We start from the raw sequence: 18,664 nt of genomic DNA on the forward strand, positions 1-18,664 counted from the left end.
CGCGACGACCTCAGCCGGCCACTTCGACGTACGACGCCAGGTTGGCCAGCGAGGAGGCGATCCCGGCCTCGTGGTCGGCCTGGTCGATACCGCGTGGCACGTCCGTGGCGGTGACGGTCACCTCGGTCCCCGCACCGGTGGCAGCGAGGTGCCAGGTCATCGTCATGGTGCCCGCGTACGCCGGGTCGTCGGCCTCGAACACCGCCCGCTGCACCACGCGCTCGGGTGACACAAGGGCGGCGAAACCGACGTCGACGACATCCGTCGCGTCCGACGTCTTGCCGGGGCTGTCGCCGGCGTCGAGGTAGGTCAGGACCATCCGGAACCCGCCTCCGGGCCGGGGGTCCCACCGCTCGATCCGCCCGCGCATGCCGTCGGGCGGCAGCCACGCCTCGAGCGCCTCCCGGTCGAGCAGGGCGCCGTAGACGGTCGCCGGTGGTGCCGCGATCACCCGGCTGGCGCGGTCGGTCCGTCCCATGACCCGATCCTAGGACCGGGCCCGCGCCGTGCCCATCCTCGTCGGCCGATCCGCGTGGGGGTCAGCTCAGCCGGGAGCCGGTCAGCGTCGGGTTGCGGGCGCCGAGGAAGAAGATGCCGGGGTAGCCGCGCGTCTCGAAGCCGTTGCTCGGGTTGCGGCGCAGGGTGGAGTTCTCGATCCGCATGGTGCCGGTGCGGTCGTTGCTGACGAAGAAGACGGCCCCGCCGCCCTCGTTCGCCTCGTTGCCCTCGATGATGGTGCCGGCGATCCGGACGGTGAACCCGTTGCCGTCGCAGTAGATCGCCCCGCCGCTGCCGCCGCCCGGTGTGCCGGGCCTGGCCGGGTTGGCCCCGGTGCCGACCGCCCGGTTGTCGCGCAGGACGCTGTTCAGCACCGCCCAGGTGACGCCGATGCTGCTCAGCGCGCCGCCGTTGGCGCAGACACCGTCCTCGAACGTGCTGCCCACCACGTACACCGGCTTGTTCTCGTGCTGGCTGAGCACCCGGATGGCCGCGCCGCCCAGGTCGGGGCCGGTCCGGTCGCAGCGGTTGCGGACGAAGCGCGAGTTGACCACCTTGAACCGGCCGCCCCGGACGAAGATCGCCCCACCGCCGCCGCCCTCGGTGCGCTCGCCGGTGGAGTTGCCGTCGGCGAAGGTCAGGTTCTGCACGGTGAGCTGGGGGTGGTCCTGGTTCTGGCAGTGCGAGGTGGTCCAGCCCTGCGCGCCGTCGCAGGTGTTCATGTAGAGGATCCGCCGCTGCCCCTGGCCGCTGAGGGTGACCCTGCCGCCGCCGTCCAGCACCACCCTGGGCCCGTTGGCGTTTCGGACCTTGGCGGTGGCCGTCATCTTGATCGTCACGGGTTGCGGCCCGCAGTCGAACGTGATGACGCCGCCGGCCGCGACCGCCTTCACCACCGCGGCCGAGGTGCAGCTGGCGGCGGTGCCGCTGCCGATCGTCCGGGTCGGCCTCGACGTGTCGACGGCGCGCGCCTCGGCCGGCACGGCCGCGCCGCCGTCCGGGTTGCCGGCCTTCAGCGCCGCCGCCCTCGTCGAGGGCCCCGGGCTGGCGCTCGCGGCGGGCCCGCCGAGTCCGGAACGGGCCGTCGGGGCGGCCCCGGGGCTGCTCGCCTCGGCCCCACCGGCCGGCGTCGCCGCAACGGTCGGGGCCGGCGGCGGGTCGCCGTCGGCGGCGGAGTTGCCGCACGCGGGCAGGCCCGCCCCGGCGACGGACAGGACGAGCAGGACGGCAAGGGACTTCACACGCACCCCGTGATGCTAGGGCCTGTCCAGTCACCGGACGCGACGGCGGAGGAGCCCCGGTCGATCCACCAGCGATCGACCGGGGCTCGTCGTCCGGAGCCGGGTCAGACGAGGTCGAACCGGTCGAGTTCCATGACCTTGGTCCAGGCCGCGACGAAGTCGGTGACGAACTTGTCGCGCGCGTCCTGGCTGGCGTAGACCTCGGCGAGGGCCCGCAGCTGGGAGTTGGAGCCGAAGATGAGGTCGACCGCGGTGGCGGTCCACTTCACCTCGTCGCTGGCCAGGTCCCGGATCTCGTAGACGTGCTCGGCGGACTCCGACGCCTTCCACCGGGTGCCCGGGGAGAGCAGGTTGGTGAAGAAGTCGTTGGTGAGCACGCCGGGCCGGTCGGTGAGGACGCCGTGCCGCGCGCCGCCGACGTTGGCCCCGAGGGAGCGCAGGCCGCCGACGAGGACGGTCATCTCGGGCGCGGTCAGGTCGAGCATGTAGGCGCGGTCGAGGAGCAGCACCTCCGGCTGGGTCTTCTCGCCGGCACGCAGGTAGTTGCGGAACCCGTCGGCGCGCGGCTCGAGCACCCGGAAGGACTCGACGTCCGTCTGCTCCTGGGTGGCGTCGGTGCGGCCCGGCCGGAACGGCACGGTCACCTCGACGCCGGCGTCGCGCGCCGCCTTCTCGACGGCCGCCGAGCCGGCCAGCACGATCAGGTCCGCGAGCGAGATCTTCGCGCCGCCGGCGGAGTTGAACTCCTGCCGGATGCCTTCGAGGGCCTCCAGGACCGTCGCGAGCTGCTCGGGCTGGTTGACCTCCCAGCCGCGCTGCGGCTCGAGACGGATCCGCGCGCCGTTGGCGCCGCCGCGCTTGTCGGTGGACCGGAAGCTGGCGGCCGACGCCCAGGCGGTGGAGACCAGCTGGGCGGTCGTCAGGCCGGACTCAAGGACCTTCGCCTTGAGGGCGGCGACGTCGGCGTCGCCCACAAGCTCGTGGTCGACGGCCGGCACCGGGTCCTGCCACAGCTGGGCTTCCGGGACCCACGGCCCGAGGAAGCGCTCGACCGGCCCCATGTCGCGGTGCAGCAGCTTGTACCAGGCCTTGGCGAACGCCAGCGCGAACTCGTCGGGGTTCTCCAGGAAACGGCGCGAGATCTTCTCGTACGCCGGGTCGACGCGCAGCGACAGGTCGGTCGTGAGCATCGTCGGCTTGTGCTTCTTCGACGGGTCGTGGGCGTCCGGGATGATCGCCTCGGCGTCCTTGGCGACCCACTGCTTCGCGCCGCCGGGGCTCGTGGTCAGCTCCCACTCGTAGCCGAAGAGGATCTCGAAGAACCGGTTGCTCCACTGCGTCGGCACGTCGGTCCACGTCACCTCCAGGCCGCTGGTGATCGTGTCACCGCCCTTGCCGCTGCCGTAGGTGCTCAGCCAGCCGAGGCCCTGCGCCTCCAGCGGGGCGCCCTCGGGCTCGGGGCCCACGTGGTCGTCGGCGACGCCGGCGCCGTGGGTCTTGCCGAAGGTGTGGCCGCCGGCGATGAGGGCGACGGTCTCCTCGTCGTTCATCGCCATCCGGGCGAAGGTCTCGCGGATGAAGTGCGCCGCGGCGAGCGGGTCCGCGTTGCCGTTCGGGCCCTCCGGGTTGACGTAGATCAGGCCCATCTCGGTCGCCCCGACCTCCGGCGCCATCTCCTTCTCGGAGACGTAGCGCTCGTCGCCGAGCCAGGTGTCCTCCGGGCCCCAGAAGATCTCCTCGGGCTCCCAGACGTCCTCCCGACCGAAGGCGAAGCCGAAGGTCTTGAAGCCCATCGACTCCAGTGCCACGTTGCCGGCGAGCACGAGCAGGTCGGCCCACGAGACCTTCTGGCCGTACTTCTGCTTGACCGGCCACAGCAGCCGGCGGGCCTTGTCGAGGTTGGCGTTGTCCGGCCAGCTGTTGAGCGGGGCGAACCGCTGGCCGCCGTCGCCGGCGCCGCCACGACCGTCGTGGATGCGATAGGTGCCCGCGGCGTGCCAGCTCATCCGGATCATCAGGCCGCCGTAGTGGCCGAAGTCGGCCGGCCACCAGTCCTGCGAGGTGGTGAGGACCTTGACGATGTCCTGCTTGAGGGCCTCGACGTCGAGCTTGGCGAACTCCCTGGCGTAGCTGAAGTCCTCCCCCAGCGGGTTGCCCTTGGACGAGTGGGCGTGCAGCACCGAGAGGTCGAGCTGGTTGGGCCACCAGTCCCGGTTGGTGCGCGGACGGCCTCCGGTCTTCGGCGTCGGCGAGTCGATCGCCGGGTTCTCGCTCTCGCTGCCGTGCGCGGTCACGGAGTCGTGCGCGACCGGGCAACCGGCCGCCTCCTTCTTGTCCACGCCCTGCGCGCTGACGGGGCCATTGTCCTGGGTGTCGCTCATCTGCTTCCTTCCGGACTGGCGGTTCACTGAACGGTGCGTTCGGTCGCGCACTCGGGGCAGGTGCCCCAGTAGACGACCTCCGCCTCGTCGACCACGAAGCCACGGTCGTCGGAGGCGGTGAGACAGGGTGCATGGCCGACGGCGCACTCGACGTCGGCGATCGCGCCGCAGGAGCGGCACACGACATGGTGGTGGTTGTCACCCACCCGGGACTCGTAGCGCGCGGTCGCCCCGGCGGGCTGGATGCGCCGCACCAGACCGGCGGCGGTGAGCGCGCGCAGCACGTCGTAGACCGCCTGGTGGGAGACCGTGGGCTGGTCCGCCCGCACCAGGGCGATCACCGTGTCGGTGTCGACGTGCGGGTGGTCGCGCAGCGCTCTGAGCACCGCCAACCGGGGCCGCGTCACGCGCAACGAGACCGCCCGCAGCTGGGTCTCGAAGTCGGGCGTCACGTGTCGAACATAGTCCAGTATTTTGGAACGGATCAAGTTTTTCCCGGGTTCAACCCGCGCGCCTTCGACCGACACGGCGGCCACCTTGACGGCACGCAGCCTCGCCGGAATGCGGTCGTGACCGGAGCGCCGCTGCCCGAGCGACGCGCCGGCCTGACGGAGGAGCCGCCGGCAGGCCCCGGCAAACCGGCGCGTCGACGTCGTGGAAATGGTCCTCCGCCGCCCTCAGCCAGGCGGCGGGCTCACTCCAGCCGACGGCGAGCGCGGTCTTGGCGACCAGACGCAACCCCAGGTGACACGACACGCGGTACGGCGCCGCGTCGTCTGGGGCCAGCGCGACCTCCGTGGCGGCCCGCTCGCTCTGCCCCGCGCGCCCGTACCGCCTCGCCAGGTGCAGGAACTGCCCGTGCCAGCGCAGGGTCGCGCCCGGGGCTCCCGGCCCGATCCGGTCCGTCAACGGTCCGTGGGAGGTGGTCACGCCTCCTGGTCTACGGACTCCGCCTCACTCCGCCCGTCGGCATCATCGACACTGCCGTGTCACGTGCGCTTGCGGATCTCGTCCGCGGCCTGCGGGACGATCTTGAACAGGTCGCCCACCACACCGAAGTCGGCCAACTCGAAGATCGGCGCCTCACCGTCCTTGTTGACCGCGACGATCGTCTTCGACGTCTGCATACCCGCCCGGTGCTGGATCGCACCCGAGATACCCAGCGCGACGTAGAGCTGCGGAGAGACCGTCTTACCGGTCTGACCCACCTGGAACTGGTGCGGGTAGTAACCGGAGTCCACCGCCGCACGCGACGCCCCCACGGCGCCACCGAGCAGGTCGGCCAACTCCTCGACCAGCTTGAAGTTGTCGGCGTTACCCACACCCCGACCACCCGAGACGACCACACCGGCCTCGGTCAGCTCCGGACGCGAACCCTTCTGCTCCGCGACCCGCTCGACGACCCTGGCCAGCTTGTCGGTCTCCGCCACCGCCACCGTGAGCTGCTCGACCGCCGGGCTCGCCGCCGCCGGGACCGGGTTCACCGAGTTCGGCCGGACCGTCACCAACGGCAGACCACGAGTGACCTTCGACGTGACGATCGTGGAACCGGCGAACGCCACCTGGGTGGCGGTGCCGTCAGCGGCCAGGGCGACCACGTCGGTCAGGATGCCGTTGTCCAGCTTGACCGCCAGCCGGGCGGCGATCTCCTTGCCCTCCTGCGACGACGCCAGCAGCACGGCGGCCGGCTGCACGCGGGTGACCAGCTCGGCCAGCACGGTGGCCTTGGGGGCCACCAGGTAGCCGTCGATCTCCTCGCTCTCGGCCGCGTAGATCTTCTCCGCGCCGTACTCGCCCAGCTTGGCGCTCAACGCCTGCGCGGCGCCGGGGCCGCCGAGCACGACCGCGCTCGCGGTGCCCAGCTCGCGGGCGAGGGTGAGCATCTCCAGGGTGACCTTCTTGACGCCGAACTCCCGGGTGGCTTCGACGACGACCAGAACCTCAGACATGACCCCAACCCCTCACACGAACTTCTCGGTGGCGAGGAACTCGACCAGCTTCACGCCGCCGTCGCCCTCGTCGGTGACCTTCGCCCCGCCGGAACGCGGCGGACGCTTGCTGTGCTCCAGCACCGCACTGGTCGCGCCCTCGAAGCCCACCTCGGCCGCAGCGACACCCAGGTCACCCAGCGACAGCGTCTGCACCGGCTTCTTCTTCGCCGCCATGATGCCCTTGAACGACGGGTACCGCGGCTCGTTGATCGTGTCCCACACGGAGACCACGGCCGGCGTGGTGGCGGTGACCACCTCGTAGCCCTCCTCGGTCTGCCGCTCGACGGTCAGGGTCGCGCCGTCGACGGTGAGCTTGCGGGCGCCGGTCAGCGCCGCGATGCCCAACCGCTCGGCGAGCATGTGCGGCAAGACCTGCACCCGACCGTCGGTCGACTCACTGCCACACAGCACCAGATCGGCGTTCAACTGACCGAGCGCGGCGGCGAGCACCTTCGACGTCGCGACCGCGCAGGAACCGTGCAGGGCGTCATCCACCACGTGCACCGCCTTGTCCGGACCCATGGACAACGCCTTACGGATCGACTCGGTCGCCCGGTCCGGACCCATCGTCAGAACCGTCACCTCACCCCCGTGCGCCTCCTTGATCTTCAACGCCTCCTCGATGGCGTACTCGTCCATCTCGTTGATGACGTTGTTCGCCGAACCGCGGTCGACGGTGTTGTCGTCAGCACGCAGGCTGCGGTCCGCGCCCGAATCAGGCACCTGCTTGACGAGTACGACGATGTTCATCGCTCACCCTTCCCTTCTCGCGGCGTCACGCATGCTCCGGGCGTCCTGGCCGCCGAGGGAGTCGGTGCCCACCTCGGCGTTGTGCGCGTGGGCCGCGTGGTGCAGCCCGAACACCGAGTCCATTCCGTCCCGCAGGCCCATGAGGTCCTCGGCCTGGTTGACCGCCTTCTTGGTCAGCGCGAGACCCAACCGCGGCATCTGTGCGATCCGCGCGGCGAGCCCCATGACCTCCGCCTCGAGGTCGTCCCTGGCGACGACCCGGTTGACCATGCCGAGTTCGGCCGCGCGCGCCGCCGGCATCCGGTCGCCGGTGAAGAGGAACTCCTTGGCGAAGCGCGGACCCAGCACCCACGGGTGGGCGAAGTACTCGACCCCGGGGATCCCCATGCGCACGACCGGGTCGGCGAAGAACGCGTCGTCCGAGGCGACGATCAGGTCGCACGCCCAGGCGAGCATGAGGCCACCGGCGACACACGCGCCCTGCACCATGGCGATCGTCGGCTTGGGCAGCTCACGCCAGCGGCGGCACATCCCGAGGTACACCTCGGACTCGCGGGCGTACCGGCTGTCCACCCCGGCCTTTCCGACGTGGTCCCACCAGAGGCCGGCGCGCCGGTCGAACGACGAGTCGACGTCCCGACCCGGCGTGCCGATGTCGTGGCCGGCCGAGAAGTGCTTCCCCGCACCCGCCAGCACGATGACCTTCACCTCGTCGTCGGCGGCCGCGCGGTAGAACGCGTCGTCGAGGGCGTAGGTCATCGCCGAGTTCTGCGCGTTGCGGTACTCCGGTCGGTTCATCGTCACGACGGCCACCGGCCCCCGCGTCTCGTACCGGACGACCTCCACCGCCGCGCCGCTGGTCTCGCTCATCTGGATCTCCTTCTCGCCCCGGGGTCGGGTGTACGTCGTGCGGGTCGTGGGCCGCCGGCGAGTGCCTACGGGCCAGCGGTCAGGACGCGGGACGCGCGCCGGTCAGGCCGACACCGAGGTCCTCCAGCAGCGCCGCCCGATGCCAGGAGGCGCTGCCCCACGACGCCTCCAGAGCCCACGACCGCTTGAGGAACAGCTGCAGGTCGTACTCGGTCGTGTAACCGATCGCGCCGTGGCACTGCAGCGCGGCCCGGCCCACGACGTGCGCCGCCTCGGACGCCAACGCCTTGGCCGTCGCCAGTGAGCGCAGCCGGCCCGGGACGTCCGCGGCCAGCTCGAAACCGGCCGTCGCCACCACCGGCGCGGCGAACTCCAGTTGCAGCAGCGCCGTGGCGAGGTGGTGCTTGACCGCCTGGAAGCTGCCGATCGGCACCCCGAACTGCTCTCTGGCGCGCACGTGCTCCACCGTGAGGTCGAGCATCCGCCGGGACAGCCCGACGAGCTCGGCCGAGGTCGCCAGCACTCCCCGCTCCCAGGCCAGCCGCACCACCCGCGGGTCGTCCACGGTCGCCACGAGCCGCGCTCCCGCGTGCCCGGTCAGGTCCAGCGCGAAGTCCACCGACGGCGACGCCGAGGCGGTCGCCTCGGACACGTCGAGGACCTCGATGCGCCCGGTCCCGCCGAAGCCGCCGCTCAGCACCAGGTCGACACCGGAACCGAACGCGACCCGGCCGGTCGCCGCGGGGTCGGCACCGACCGTGAGCGATCCCTCGACGAGGCTCGCCAGCAGGTCCGGGGCGCCCGAGGCGAGCACCGCCGGGGCGACCGCGAGGGTCGCCGTGAGCGGCAGCGGGGCGGCGGCGTATCCGATCTGCGCGAAGACCGACACGAGGTGGTTCTCGTCCAGGCCCAGCCCGCCGTCGTCCTCGGCCACGAGCAGCCCCGCCACGCCGAGGCCGGCCAGGCTCTCGGCCAGCGCGGCCACCTGCGCCGACCCGGCTCCGGCGCGCACCGTCGCCGGCGGGCACCGTTCGGTGAGCACCTGACGGACGACCGCCTCGAGGTCACGCTGCTCGTCACTCGGAGCGAAACGCACGCCTGGTCACCTCCTCGGCAGGCCGAGCAGGCGCTCGGCGATGATGTTGCGCTGGATCTCGTTGGTGCCCGCGTAGATCGGGCCCGACAGCGAGAACTGGTAGCCGCGGGTCCAGGGGCCGTCGGCGAGCGCGTCCGGACCGAGCAGTTCCAGCGCCGTCTCGTGCAACGCGATGTCCAGCTCGGACCAGAAGACCTTGTTGAGGCTCGACCGCGCACCGGCCGGGCGACCCTCGACGATGTCGGTGACCTGCGCGAGCGTGAACTGCTGGTAGGCGTGCGCCTGCATCCACGAGCGCGCCACCCGGTCGCGGAGCAGGTCGGTCGCCGCCTCGGCCCGCTCGCCCGCGAGCGCCACGAGCGCGTCGGCCGCCTTGCGGAAACGCCCCGGTGAGCGCAGCGTCAGGCCCCGCTCCGACCCGGTCGTCGACATCGCGACCGACCAGCCCTGGTCGACGCCGCCGAGAACCGCCGAGTCCGGCACGAACGCGTCCTCGAAGAACACGTCGGCGAATCCCTCGTCGCCGTCGAGCCGGTCGAACCCGCGCACCGTCACGCCCGGGGCGTCCAGCGGCACGAGGAAGTACGTCAGCCCCCGGTGCCGCTGGGCCTGCGGGTCGGTGCGGAACAACCCGAACAGGTGGGTGCAGAACGCGCCCCGGGTCGACCACGTCTTCTGCCCGCTCAGGCGCCACCCGCCAGCCTGCTCGTCCCGTACCGCCCGGGACCGGATCCCCGCCAGGTCGCTGCCCGCGTTCGGCTCCGACCAGCCCTGGGCCCAGAGGTCCCGCGCCGCCGCCATCCGCGGCAGCAGCTCGTCCTGCTGCTCCTTCGTGCCGAACTCGAAGATCGTCGGGGCCAGCAGGAAGATGCCGTTCTGCGTCACCCGCTGCGGCGCGCCGGCCCGGTAGTACTCCTCCTCGAAGATGAGCCACTGCCAGATCGAGGCGTCGCGGCCGCCGTACTCCCTCGGCCACGACACGACCGACCACCGGTCGGCGTGCAGCGTCCGCTCCCACTCCAGGTGCGCGGCGAAGCCCGCCGCGGTGTCCCCCGAGGGCAGCGGCTGCCGCGGCACGTTCGCGGCGAGCCACTCGCGGGCCTCCGCCCGGAACTGCTCGTCCTGCGCCGACCAGGTCAGGTCCATCTCAGCCCTCTCCCGTCTCGGTGGCGCCCGTCGGCGCCGTGTCCCGGTAGCGGCGTAGTTGCGTGCGCGCCACCGTGCGCAGGTGCACCTCGTCCGGGCCGTCGGCGATGCCGAGGATCCGGGCGCTGGCCCACATCCGGGCCATCGGGAAGTCGTCGGTGACCCCACCGCCGCCGTGTGCCTGGATCGACCGGTCCAGCACGTTGCGGGCGACCCGCGGCGCGACGACCTTGATCGCGGCGATCTCGGTCGCGGCACCCTGGGCCCCGACGCGATCGATGAGCCAGGCGGTCTTGAGCACGAGCAGGCGGGCCTGCTCGATCTCCAGGCGGGACTCGGCGATCCAGGTGCGCACCACGCCCTGCTCGGAGAGCGGGCCGCCGAACGCCTCGCGGGCCATCGTCCGGCGCACCAGAAGTTCGAGGCCGCGCTCGGCCATGCCGATGCAGCGCATCGCGTGGTGGATGCGGCCCGGGCCGAGGCGGGCCTGGGCGATCGCGAAACCGTCGCCCTCGGCGCCGAGCAGGTTCGTCACCGGCACGCGTACGTCGTCGAACCGGATCTCGCAGTGGCCGTGCTGGTCGTGGTAGCCGAAGATCGGCAGCGAGCGCACGATCGTCACCCCGGGGGTGTCGACCGGCACGAGGAGCATGGACTGCTGCCGGTGGACGGCCGCCTCCGGGTCGGTCTTGCCCATCAGCACGAGGATGTCGCAGCGCGGGTCCGCCGCGCCGGTCGTCCACCACTTGCGGCCGTTGACGACGTACGCGTCGCCGTCGCGCACGATCGAGGTGGCGATGTTGCGCGCGTCGGAGGAGGCCACGTCCGGCTCGGTCATCGCGAAGCCGGAACGCATGGTGCCCTCGAGCAGCGGGGTGAGCCACTGTCGCTTCTGCTCGCGCGTGCCGAACATGTGCAGCAGCTCCATGTTGCCCGTGTCCGGCGCGGCGCAGTTGAGCGCCTCGGGGGCGAGGTAGGGCGAGCGTCCGGTCTCCTCGGCCAGGTAGGCGTACTCGAGGTTGGTCAGGCCCGACAGGTCAGGCAGGAAGAGGTTCCACAGACCCAGCTCGCGCGCGGTGGCCTTCAGCTCTTCGACGACCGGCGGCAGGACGTGGGACACTCCCCCGTTCTCGCGGGCGGCGGCGCCGAGCTGGGCGGCGTACACCTTCTCGGCGGGGTAGACGTGCTCGGCCATGAACGTGCGCAACGTCGCGAGCAGCTCCCGCGAGCGCGGGCCGGGGCCGAGATCCATCTGGGTCAGCTCGGTCGCGTCAGCCACCTTCATCGCTTGCCTGCTTTCACGTGGAGGGCGATCTTGCCGCGGGCGCCACGGTTCAGCACCGTGCCGAGCGCGTGGGCGGCCTCCTCCAGCGGGAAGACCTCGCTGACGTGTGGCCTCAGCCGGCCGGCGGCGATCCAGTCGAGCAGCGTCGCCATGTTCGCGGCGTTCGCCTCCGGGTCGCGCCTGGCCCAGGCGCCCCAGAGGACCCCCAGCACCGCGCCCTCGGAGAGCAGCAGCCGGTTGAGCTTGACCTGCGGGATCTCGCCCGTCGCGTAGCCGACGGTGAGGAACCGCCCGGCCCACGCGAGGGCACGCAGCGCGGCGGTGGCGGCGTCGCCGCCGACGGGGTCGTAGACGACGTCGGCACCGGCGCCGCCGGTCAGCTCGCGCACCGTCGCCGTCAGGTCTGCGTAGCCGATGGCGTGGTCGGCCCCGTACGCCAGGCACAGCTCGCGCTTGTCCTCGCTCGACGCGGCCGCGATCACGGTCGCGCCGAGGGCCCTGCCGATCTGCACGGCGGTGAGGCCGACGCCGCCGGAGGCGCCGAGCACGAGCAGCGTCTCGCCGGCGGCGAGGCCGGCCCGGTCGACGAGCCCGTGGTACGACGTGCCGTAGACGACGGGAATCGTGCTGGCCTCGACGAGGTCGATGCCCGCCGGCAACGGGTGGACGAGGCGGGCGTCGACGAGCACCTGGGTGGCGTAGCCGCCGATGCCGCAGAAGCCGACGACGCGGGTGCCGACCGGCGGGCCGGTCACCCCGTCGCCGAGCGCCGCGACCGTCCCGGCGACCTCGCAGCCGGGCACGAACGGCAGCTCCGGCCTGGTCTGGTAGGTGCCGGCGACGATGAGGCCGTCGGGAAAGTTCACCCCGGCGCCGACGACGTCGACGAGCACCTGCCCGGGGCCGGGCCGCGGCTGCGGCCCGGCCGTGAGCGTGAGCACCTCGGGGCCTCCGAGCTCACGGACCACCATCGCACGCACGGCTCAGCCCTCGCTGCCCGGGCGCGCCGCCTTGTCGGTGCCGGCGAACTCGTCGCGGATCCGGTCGGCGACCCCGGTGAGGTTGAGCTCGAAGGTGAAGCCCTGCTCGAAGCGGTAGCTGCGGTTGACGTCCCACAGGTCGATGCCGTTGAGGGATGCCTTCGCGGCCCGGATGACGGTGGGGTCCTTCGCGGCGATCTGGGTCGCGACGGCGAACGCCGCCTCGCGCAGCCGCTCGCGGGGCACGACGCTGTGGACCGACCCGTACGCGTGCAGCTCCTGGGCGGTGGCCGTGGCCGAGGTGTAGACCATGGCGCGCATCCGGTGCTGGGGCACCATCCGGGACAGGTGGGTCGCGGCACCGAGGGCGCCGCGGTCGACCTCGGGCAGGCCGAAGGTGGCGTCGTCGGAGGCGACGATGACGTCGGAGTTGCCGACCAGCCCGATGCCGCCCCCGAGGCAGAAGCCGTTGACGGCGGTGACGACCGGGACGGGACACTCGTAGACGGCCTTGAACGCGGCGAAGCAGCCACGGTTGGCGCCGAGCAGCGCGGTGAAGCCGTCGGTGCGCTGCATCTCCTTGATGTCGACTCCGGCGTTGAAGCCGCGGCCCTCGGCGCGCAGCACGACGACCCGCACCGACTCGTCGGCGCCGGCGGCGTCGAGGGCGGCGGCGAGCGCGAACCAGCCGGCCACGGGCAGCGCGTTGACCGGCGGGTTGTCCACGACGACCTCGGCGATCCCGTCGGGGTGCAGGGTCGTCGTCACGGACGCGTGGGTCGTGGGGCTCATCCCTGCTCCTCGGTGGTCGCGGGCCGCTCGCCGACCCCGGGGGTCGTGGTGTCGACGGCGGCGTCGGGCAGCACGAACGTCGCCCACGCGGTGACGGCCGTGTCGCCGGTCTGCCGCCGGCAGGTCAACTCGACGTCGACGCGGCCCTCACGGCCGTGCTCGCCCTCCACGACGTAGGTGCGCAGCGGGGCACCGTCGAGGGTGAGGATGTCGCCCGGCCACACCTGCGCCAGGAACCGGATGCGGAAGTCCCGCACGTTCCGGCCGCCGAGCCAGTCGGTGGCGTACGTGCCGAGCAGGCTGGCCTGCCACATGCCCACCGAGAAGGGGCTCGGGAACCCGGCGGCGTGAGCGAAGACCTCGTCGTGGTGGATCGGGTTCATGTCACCCGAGGCGCCCTGGTAGCGGACGAAGTCGGTGCGGGTCACCGGGCCGTGGACGCGCGTCGGCGGGGTCGCCGGGACGGGCAGGGCGACCTCGGTCGTGCCGGGCGGGGTGGTGGCGGTCGTGTCGCTCATGCGGAGGCTCCGTCCCGCGTCGCGGCCCCGGTGTCCGGCGGCCGGGCCGTCTCGACGCCGGTGAGCTTGGCCTGGGCGACGAGACGCCCGGTCTCGTCGCGGAAGTCGGTGTACATCACGGCGAAGGTCATCTCGCCGCCGCGGCGCCCCACCTTGGTGTAGATCTCGCCGATGCGCGACTGGCAGGTGAGCCTGGTCCCGGCGCGCGGCGGCTCGCCGAAGAAGGTGTACTGCTGCTCGGCGTGCAGGCCGCGCTGCGGGTCGAGCTCGACAGCGGACCACGGGTTGGCGTCCTCGCCCTGCCAGAAGAAGGTCGTCGTGAGGAACGTCGGCTGCACGACCGGGTCCTCCTCCCGCAGGTAGGCCGCGTCGGCCGCGCCGGTGGCCAGCGCGAACTCGCGGATCTTGCCGCGCTCGACGTCGAGCCGGAAGGGGGCGCCGGTGACGCCCTGCGCGTCGGGGTTGGCCACGACGGGCTCCTTTCGTTCATCGGTGCGCGCCGGCGCGGGTCGCCGGCACGCACCGGACGGTCACGGGTGCTGGCTCGACACGGACACGACCTCGCCGGTCATGTACGACGAGTAGTCGCTGGCGAGGAAGACGATGACGTTGGCGATCTCCCACGGCGTCGCGGCCCGGCCGAATGCCTCCTGGGCCGAAAGCTGGGCGAGCAGCTCGTCGCTCGTCACCTTGGCCAGGTGGGCGTGCACCGCGATGCTCGGGGACACCGCGTTGACCCGGATGCCGTGCTCGGCGACGTCGAGGGCTGCGCACCGGGTCAGCGCCATGACGCCGGCCTTGGCCGCGGCGTAGTGCGCCTGCCCCTTCTGCGCGCGCCAGCCGATGACGGAGGCGTTGTTGACGATGACCCCCCTGCCGGCGGGGATCATGTGCCGCAGCACCGACCGGGTCGCCTTGAACGTCGAGGTCAGGGTCACCGACAGGACGGAGTCCCACTGGTCGTCGGTCATGTCCTGCACGGCCGCGGTGCCGCCGAGGCCGGCGTTGTTGACGAGCACGTCGATGCCACCGAGGTCGGCGGCGACGGTGTCCATGAGGTGGTCGAGCTGGGCCTGGTCGGTGACGTCGCAGGGCACCCCGAGGGGCCGGGTCCCGGTGAGCCGCTCGATCTCGTCGACCGACTCGGCGAGGCGGCGCTCGTGCCGGTCGCTGACGGCGACCCGCGCGCCCTCCTCGGCGGCGCGGCGCGCCGTCGCGAAGCCGATGCCGGTGCCGGCCGCGGCGGTGACGAGCACCGAGCGCCCGGAGAGCAGCCCGTGGGCGGGGCCGGCCCAGTCGGCGGCGCTGGTGTGAGCGGTGTCAGACACGGGCGGCCATCTCCTTCGCAATCTCCCCGACGCTCCAGCGGGCGCCCTTGTCGAGGGTCCAGTCGTAGCTCCACGGCGCGACGCGACGGATCTCGCCGCCCTTGGCGTAGTACACCTCGCCGGTCACCGGCGCGTCGGCGGTGAGCAGCCAGGCCACGAGCGGGGAGACGTTGCCGGGGTGGTAGACGTCGAACGCGGCGGGGTCGGCCGGGGCGGCGACCAGCTCGCCGATGCCGGGCAGGCCCTGGGTCATCCGGGTACGCGCGACCGGGACGACGGCGTTGACGCGTACGCCGTAGCGGCCGATCTCCTGGGCGAGGATGACGGTGAGGGCGGCGATGGCGGCCTTGCCCGCGCCGTAGTTCGTCTGCCCGACGGCGCCGATGAGGCCCGACGTGGAGGAGACGTTGACGATCGAGGCGACCGGCTGGTTGCCGGCCTTGTACTCGGTGCGCCAGTGGTCGGCGAACACCCGGCACGGCGCGAACGTCGCGCGCAGCTGGCCGCGGATCACCGCGTCCCAGTCGTCCTCGCTCATGTTCACGAACATCCGGTCCCGCAGGATGCCGGCGTTGTTCACGAGGCCGTCGACGCGCCCGTACGACTCGCGGGCGAGTGCGAGCAGCTCGCGCGCGCCCTCGGTGGTGGCGACGTCCGCGGTGCTGGCCACGGCCTGCCCGCCGGCGGCCGTGATCTCGGCGGCGACGGCCTCGACGACCGAGGGGTCGCCGCCGGTGCCGTCGGCGGCGGCGCCGGTGTCGGCGACGACGACCGAGGCACCCTCGGCGGCGGCGAGCAGCGCGTGCTCCCGGCCGAGGCCGCGGCCGGCGCCGGTGACGACGACGACCCGTCCCTGCAGTGCTCCCATGACTAGTCCTCCTCGGGCACGGCCGGGGCCGACGCGACCGGCGCGGGCACGCCGAACCGGTCGAGGGTCCGGGTGGCCTCGTCGATGATGCGGTCGATGAGCTCGGCGACGCTCGGGACGTCGTCGATGAGTCCGACGACCTGGCCGGTGGCCATGACGCCGACGTCGGTCCTGCCCTCGATCAGGGCCGACCGGTAGAGCATCGGGGCGTTGGCCGCCATGACGACCTGGCTCCACGTCAGGTCGTGCGCCTTGCGCATGGCCAGGCCCTCGCGGACCATGTCGCCCCACGGCGTGCGGGACAGCTTCTGGAAGGCGACGGCGTTGCGCACGGCCCGCAGCAGTCGGCCGGGCGCGGAGGTGCGCTCCAGCTCCTCGATCGTGCCGGCGCGCAGCACGCGCTGCGGGACGCCGTCGACCTGGAGGGTCAGGACGGTGTCGTTGACCGTCTTGGCCAGGTAGACGTCCTTGACCGACGACTCGACGGGCGAGTCGCTGGTGAGCAGGAAGCGGGTGCCCATGGCGATGCCCTCGGCACCGTAGGCGAGCGCGGCGACGAGGCCGCGGCCGTCGAAGAAGCCACCGGCGCCGATGACCGGGATGTCGACGGCGTCGACGACCTGGGGCAGCAGCAGGCTGGTGGGCACCCCGCCGGTGTGGCCGCCGCCCTCGCCGCCCTGCACGATGACGGCGTCGGCGCCCCACGCGGCGACCTTCTCGGCGTGGCGGCGCGCGCCGATCGACGGGACGACGACGAGGCCGGCGTCCTTGCACCTGGCGATGAGTTCCTGCTTGGGGGCCAGCGCGAAGGAGGCGACCTTGACGCCGGCCGAGATGAGCAGGTCGATGCGCTTGACGACGTCGGGCTGGTCGGCGCGGATGTTGACGCCGAACGGCGCGTCGGTGCCGGCCTGGATCTGCTCGACGGCCACGACGAGCTCGTCGTAGGAGAGCAGGCCGGCCGCGAGGATGCCCAGCCCGCCGGCGTTGGCCGTCGCGGTGGTCAGGCGCACGTCGGAGACGTACCCCATGCCGGTCTGGACGATCGGGTACCGCACCCCGAACAGGTCGGTCGCCCGGGTGCGCAGCGTCGGGTGCGGCTCCTGGGCCCGGCTCATGCGGGGATCTCGCGGTCGCGCAGCGAGCGGGGGTCGATGACCTCGCGGATGAGGCGCAGTTCCTCGGCGGTCGGCTCGCGGGTGGCCGGGACCTCGCCCTCGACGTGCAGGTCGCAGCCGGTGGCCGCGCGGACCTCCGCGAGCGTGACGCCGGGGTGCAGGCTGAGCAGGCGCAGCGCGCCGTCGGGGCCGCCGAAGTCGAGGACCGCGAGGTTGGTGACGACCCGGCGCAGCTCGTGGTACGCGCTCGCGGCCGGGCCGGCGGCGCGGGCGCTGTCGGTGCCGACGCCGGAGACCATGTCGACGGTACGGACGAAGCTGCGCGTCGAGTGGTGGGGCACCCAGTAGCTGGTCGGGTGGTAGACGCTGTTGCCGGGGGCGCCGCGCACGCCGAGCAGCTGCACCTTCGGCTGGGCGTAGTCGCCGATGGCCGAGATGTTGGTGTTGCCGTGCCCGTCGATCTGGACCGGGATCATCATGACGTGCCGCTTGCCGTGCCAGACGAGGTCGAAGATCGTGCGGAACGGGCTCCAGCCCTCGACGACGACGCCCTCGGTGGTGTGCGGGTCCGCGCCGATCTGCCAGGTGCCGGAGACGAAGTGGGCCTCGCCGTCGGTGAGCAGCAGGTCGGGGGCGACGGTGAGCCGGGCGAGGCGGACGCCGACGGCCGGGATCGTGCCGAAGGCACTGGCGATGGACTCGCCGTCGCCGGCGAACGCGTCCGCCACGGCGACCACGCAGTACTCGGCGCGGGTCACCGGCGCGTCGGCAGTGCCGGCGCTGCCCGTGGGCTGGTCCGCGGACTCGGTGACGGCGCTGCTCATGCGACCTCCTCGGCTCGGGCGGCGACGGCCGCCTGGTAGTCATCTTCCGTACCGGACAGGTACCGCTTCTCGAACTTCGCCCAGGCCTGCGGGTCGCCGGCGGCCTTGACGTACTCGCGCTGGAAGGCCTCGTCGCGCTCGTAGTCCGGTACGCAGGAGGTGAAGTGCGCGCCGTTCCGGGTCTCGACGACGCCGGCGACGAGCTGACGGTTGATCTTGATGGTCGCCGAGTGCCCGGCGGCGCTGAGCTCGGCCGTGGGCACGATCCGCTCGCAGGACATGAAGGCCTGGTCGGCGGCGAGGCAGTAGAGGTCGTCGAAGTACGGGTCGGGCCCGAGGAACTGGCCGTTGCCCTGGGCGTCGGCGCGGTTCATGTGCACGAGGGCCGCGTCGAGGCGCAGCGGCGGCATGGCCACGAGCTGCTCGGTGCCGTACGGGTCCTGGACGAGCTTGAGGTCGGGATTGTGCTTCAGGACGTCCGACCCGAGCCCGGCGCGGGTCGGCAGGAAGGGCAGGCGGATGCCGGCGGCGTACAGCCCCCACTGGAGCATGCCCTCGTCGTACTCGGCGACCTCGACGGCGCCCTTCTGCCGCGCGGCGCGGAAGTGCGGGTCGAGGGCGATGCTGTCGAGCGAGACGAAACCGAAGACGACCTTCCTGACCTTGCCGGCTGCGCAGAGCAGGCCGACGTCCGGCCCGCCGTAGCTGACGACGGTCAAGTCCCTGAGGTCGGAGCGCAGGATCTCGCGCACGAGGGCCATGGGCTTGCGCCGTGAGCCCCATCCCCCGATGCCGATGGTCATCCCGGATTCGAGCCGCGACACGACGTCGCGGCTTGTCAGAGTCTTGTCGGCCATGTGTCCCTCATCGTTCCGTCTCGGGGCACTGCTCGAGCGCGGCGGCGAGCGGTGCGAAAGGCCAGTGGCGTGCCGGGCACCCGCGGCCGGGCCACCACGTAGCAAGCGCTTGGTTGGTAGA

At 72.5% G+C, this 18,664-nt stretch carries 19 protein-coding genes; all 19 read right to left on the bottom strand.

The window, feature by feature from the left end:
- Window positions 1-10: 10 nt before the first annotated feature.
- The 19 genes from ACN27A_RS07625 to ACN27A_RS07715 all read right to left on the bottom strand — a co-directional run bounded on the left by ACN27A_RS07625 (window position 11) and on the right by ACN27A_RS07715 (window position 18,543).
- Window positions 11-478, bottom strand: coding sequence for an SRPBCC family protein (locus ACN27A_RS07625; RefSeq protein WP_421450743.1), 468 nt, complete (start codon window positions 476-478; stop codon window positions 11-13).
- Between the two features lie 61 nt (window positions 479-539).
- Window positions 540-1,739, bottom strand: a complete 1,200-nt coding sequence (locus tag ACN27A_RS07630) for a hypothetical protein (RefSeq protein ID WP_421458396.1) — start codon at window positions 1,737-1,739, stop codon at window positions 540-542.
- 104 nt (window positions 1,740-1,843) lie between these two features.
- The gene (gene katG, locus ACN27A_RS07635) at window positions 1,844-4,120 is read right to left on the bottom strand and encodes a catalase/peroxidase HPI (RefSeq protein WP_421450745.1); all 2,277 of its coding nucleotides are present in this window, start codon (window positions 4,118-4,120) and stop codon (window positions 1,844-1,846) included.
- Window positions 4,121-4,143: 23 nt separating this feature from the next.
- Window positions 4,144-4,572 (bottom strand): Fur family transcriptional regulator, encoded by a 429-nt coding sequence (locus tag ACN27A_RS07640; protein WP_421450748.1) that lies wholly within the window; start codon window positions 4,570-4,572, stop codon window positions 4,144-4,146.
- Window positions 4,573-5,109: 537 nt separating this feature from the next.
- Window positions 5,110-6,069, bottom strand: coding sequence for an electron transfer flavoprotein subunit alpha/FixB family protein (locus ACN27A_RS07645; protein WP_421450751.1), 960 nt, complete (start codon window positions 6,067-6,069; stop codon window positions 5,110-5,112).
- Between the two features lie 12 nt (window positions 6,070-6,081).
- A complete protein-coding gene (locus ACN27A_RS07650) occupies window positions 6,082-6,861 on the bottom strand; it encodes an electron transfer flavoprotein subunit beta/FixA family protein (protein WP_421450754.1) in 780 nt (259 codons plus the stop codon).
- Between the two features lie 3 nt (window positions 6,862-6,864).
- Window positions 6,865-7,731 carry an enoyl-CoA hydratase gene (locus tag ACN27A_RS07655; protein ID WP_421450757.1) on the bottom strand — a complete coding sequence of 289 codons (867 nt, stop codon included), beginning with the start codon at window positions 7,729-7,731 and terminating at the stop codon, window positions 6,865-6,867.
- A gap of 79 nt (window positions 7,732-7,810) precedes the next feature.
- Window positions 7,811-8,827, bottom strand: coding sequence for an acyl-CoA dehydrogenase family protein (locus ACN27A_RS07660; protein WP_421450760.1), 1,017 nt, complete (start codon window positions 8,825-8,827; stop codon window positions 7,811-7,813).
- Window positions 8,828-8,833: 6 nt separating this feature from the next.
- Entirely contained in the window at window positions 8,834-9,973 is a 1,140-nt protein-coding gene (locus ACN27A_RS07665) for an acyl-CoA dehydrogenase family protein (protein ID WP_421450762.1), read from the bottom strand.
- A gap of 1 nt (window position 9,974) precedes the next feature.
- A complete protein-coding gene (locus ACN27A_RS07670; protein ID WP_421458397.1) occupies window positions 9,975-11,225 on the bottom strand; it encodes an acyl-CoA dehydrogenase family protein in 1,251 nt (416 codons plus the stop codon).
- A gap of 29 nt (window positions 11,226-11,254) precedes the next feature.
- The gene (locus tag ACN27A_RS07675; RefSeq protein ID WP_421450765.1) at window positions 11,255-12,199 is read right to left on the bottom strand and encodes an NADPH:quinone oxidoreductase family protein; all 945 of its coding nucleotides are present in this window, start codon (window positions 12,197-12,199) and stop codon (window positions 11,255-11,257) included.
- A gap of 42 nt (window positions 12,200-12,241) precedes the next feature.
- Window positions 12,242-13,030 carry an enoyl-CoA hydratase family protein gene (locus ACN27A_RS07680; protein ID WP_421450767.1) on the bottom strand — a complete coding sequence of 263 codons (789 nt, stop codon included), beginning with the start codon at window positions 13,028-13,030 and terminating at the stop codon, window positions 12,242-12,244.
- Window positions 13,027-13,548 carry a MaoC/PaaZ C-terminal domain-containing protein gene (locus ACN27A_RS07685; protein ID WP_421450770.1) on the bottom strand — a complete coding sequence of 174 codons (522 nt, stop codon included), beginning with the start codon at window positions 13,546-13,548 and terminating at the stop codon, window positions 13,027-13,029. The genes ACN27A_RS07680 and ACN27A_RS07685 overlap by 4 nt, the downstream gene beginning before the upstream one ends.
- Window positions 13,545-14,018 carry an FAS1-like dehydratase domain-containing protein gene (locus tag ACN27A_RS07690; protein WP_421450773.1) on the bottom strand — a complete coding sequence of 158 codons (474 nt, stop codon included), beginning with the start codon at window positions 14,016-14,018 and terminating at the stop codon, window positions 13,545-13,547. The genes ACN27A_RS07685 and ACN27A_RS07690 overlap by 4 nt, the downstream gene beginning before the upstream one ends.
- 60 nt (window positions 14,019-14,078) lie before the next feature.
- Window positions 14,079-14,876, bottom strand: coding sequence for an SDR family oxidoreductase (locus ACN27A_RS07695; RefSeq protein WP_421450776.1), 798 nt, complete (start codon window positions 14,874-14,876; stop codon window positions 14,079-14,081).
- Complete coding sequence (locus ACN27A_RS07700) at window positions 14,869-15,744, bottom strand: SDR family NAD(P)-dependent oxidoreductase (protein WP_421450779.1); 876 nt, start codon at window positions 15,742-15,744, stop codon at window positions 14,869-14,871. The genes ACN27A_RS07695 and ACN27A_RS07700 overlap by 8 nt, the downstream gene beginning before the upstream one ends.
- 2 nt (window positions 15,745-15,746) lie before the next feature.
- Window positions 15,747-16,862, bottom strand: a complete 1,116-nt coding sequence (locus tag ACN27A_RS07705; protein ID WP_421450782.1) for an NAD(P)H-dependent flavin oxidoreductase — start codon at window positions 16,860-16,862, stop codon at window positions 15,747-15,749.
- On the bottom strand, window positions 16,859-17,686 hold the full coding sequence (locus tag ACN27A_RS07710) for a CoA-transferase subunit beta (RefSeq protein WP_421450785.1): 828 nt from the start codon (window positions 17,684-17,686) through the stop codon (window positions 16,859-16,861). Before ACN27A_RS07710 ends, ACN27A_RS07705 begins: the two co-directional genes overlap by 4 nt.
- Window positions 17,683-18,543 (bottom strand): CoA transferase subunit A, encoded by an 861-nt coding sequence (locus ACN27A_RS07715; RefSeq protein ID WP_421450786.1) that lies wholly within the window; start codon window positions 18,541-18,543, stop codon window positions 17,683-17,685. Before ACN27A_RS07715 ends, ACN27A_RS07710 begins: the two co-directional genes overlap by 4 nt.
- Between the last annotated feature and the right edge of the window lie 121 nt (window positions 18,544-18,664).

This window comes from Micromonospora sp. WMMD737 (assembly GCF_049179055.1).
Classification (GTDB): Bacteria; Actinomycetota; Actinomycetes; order Mycobacteriales; family Micromonosporaceae; genus Micromonospora; species Micromonospora reichwaldensis.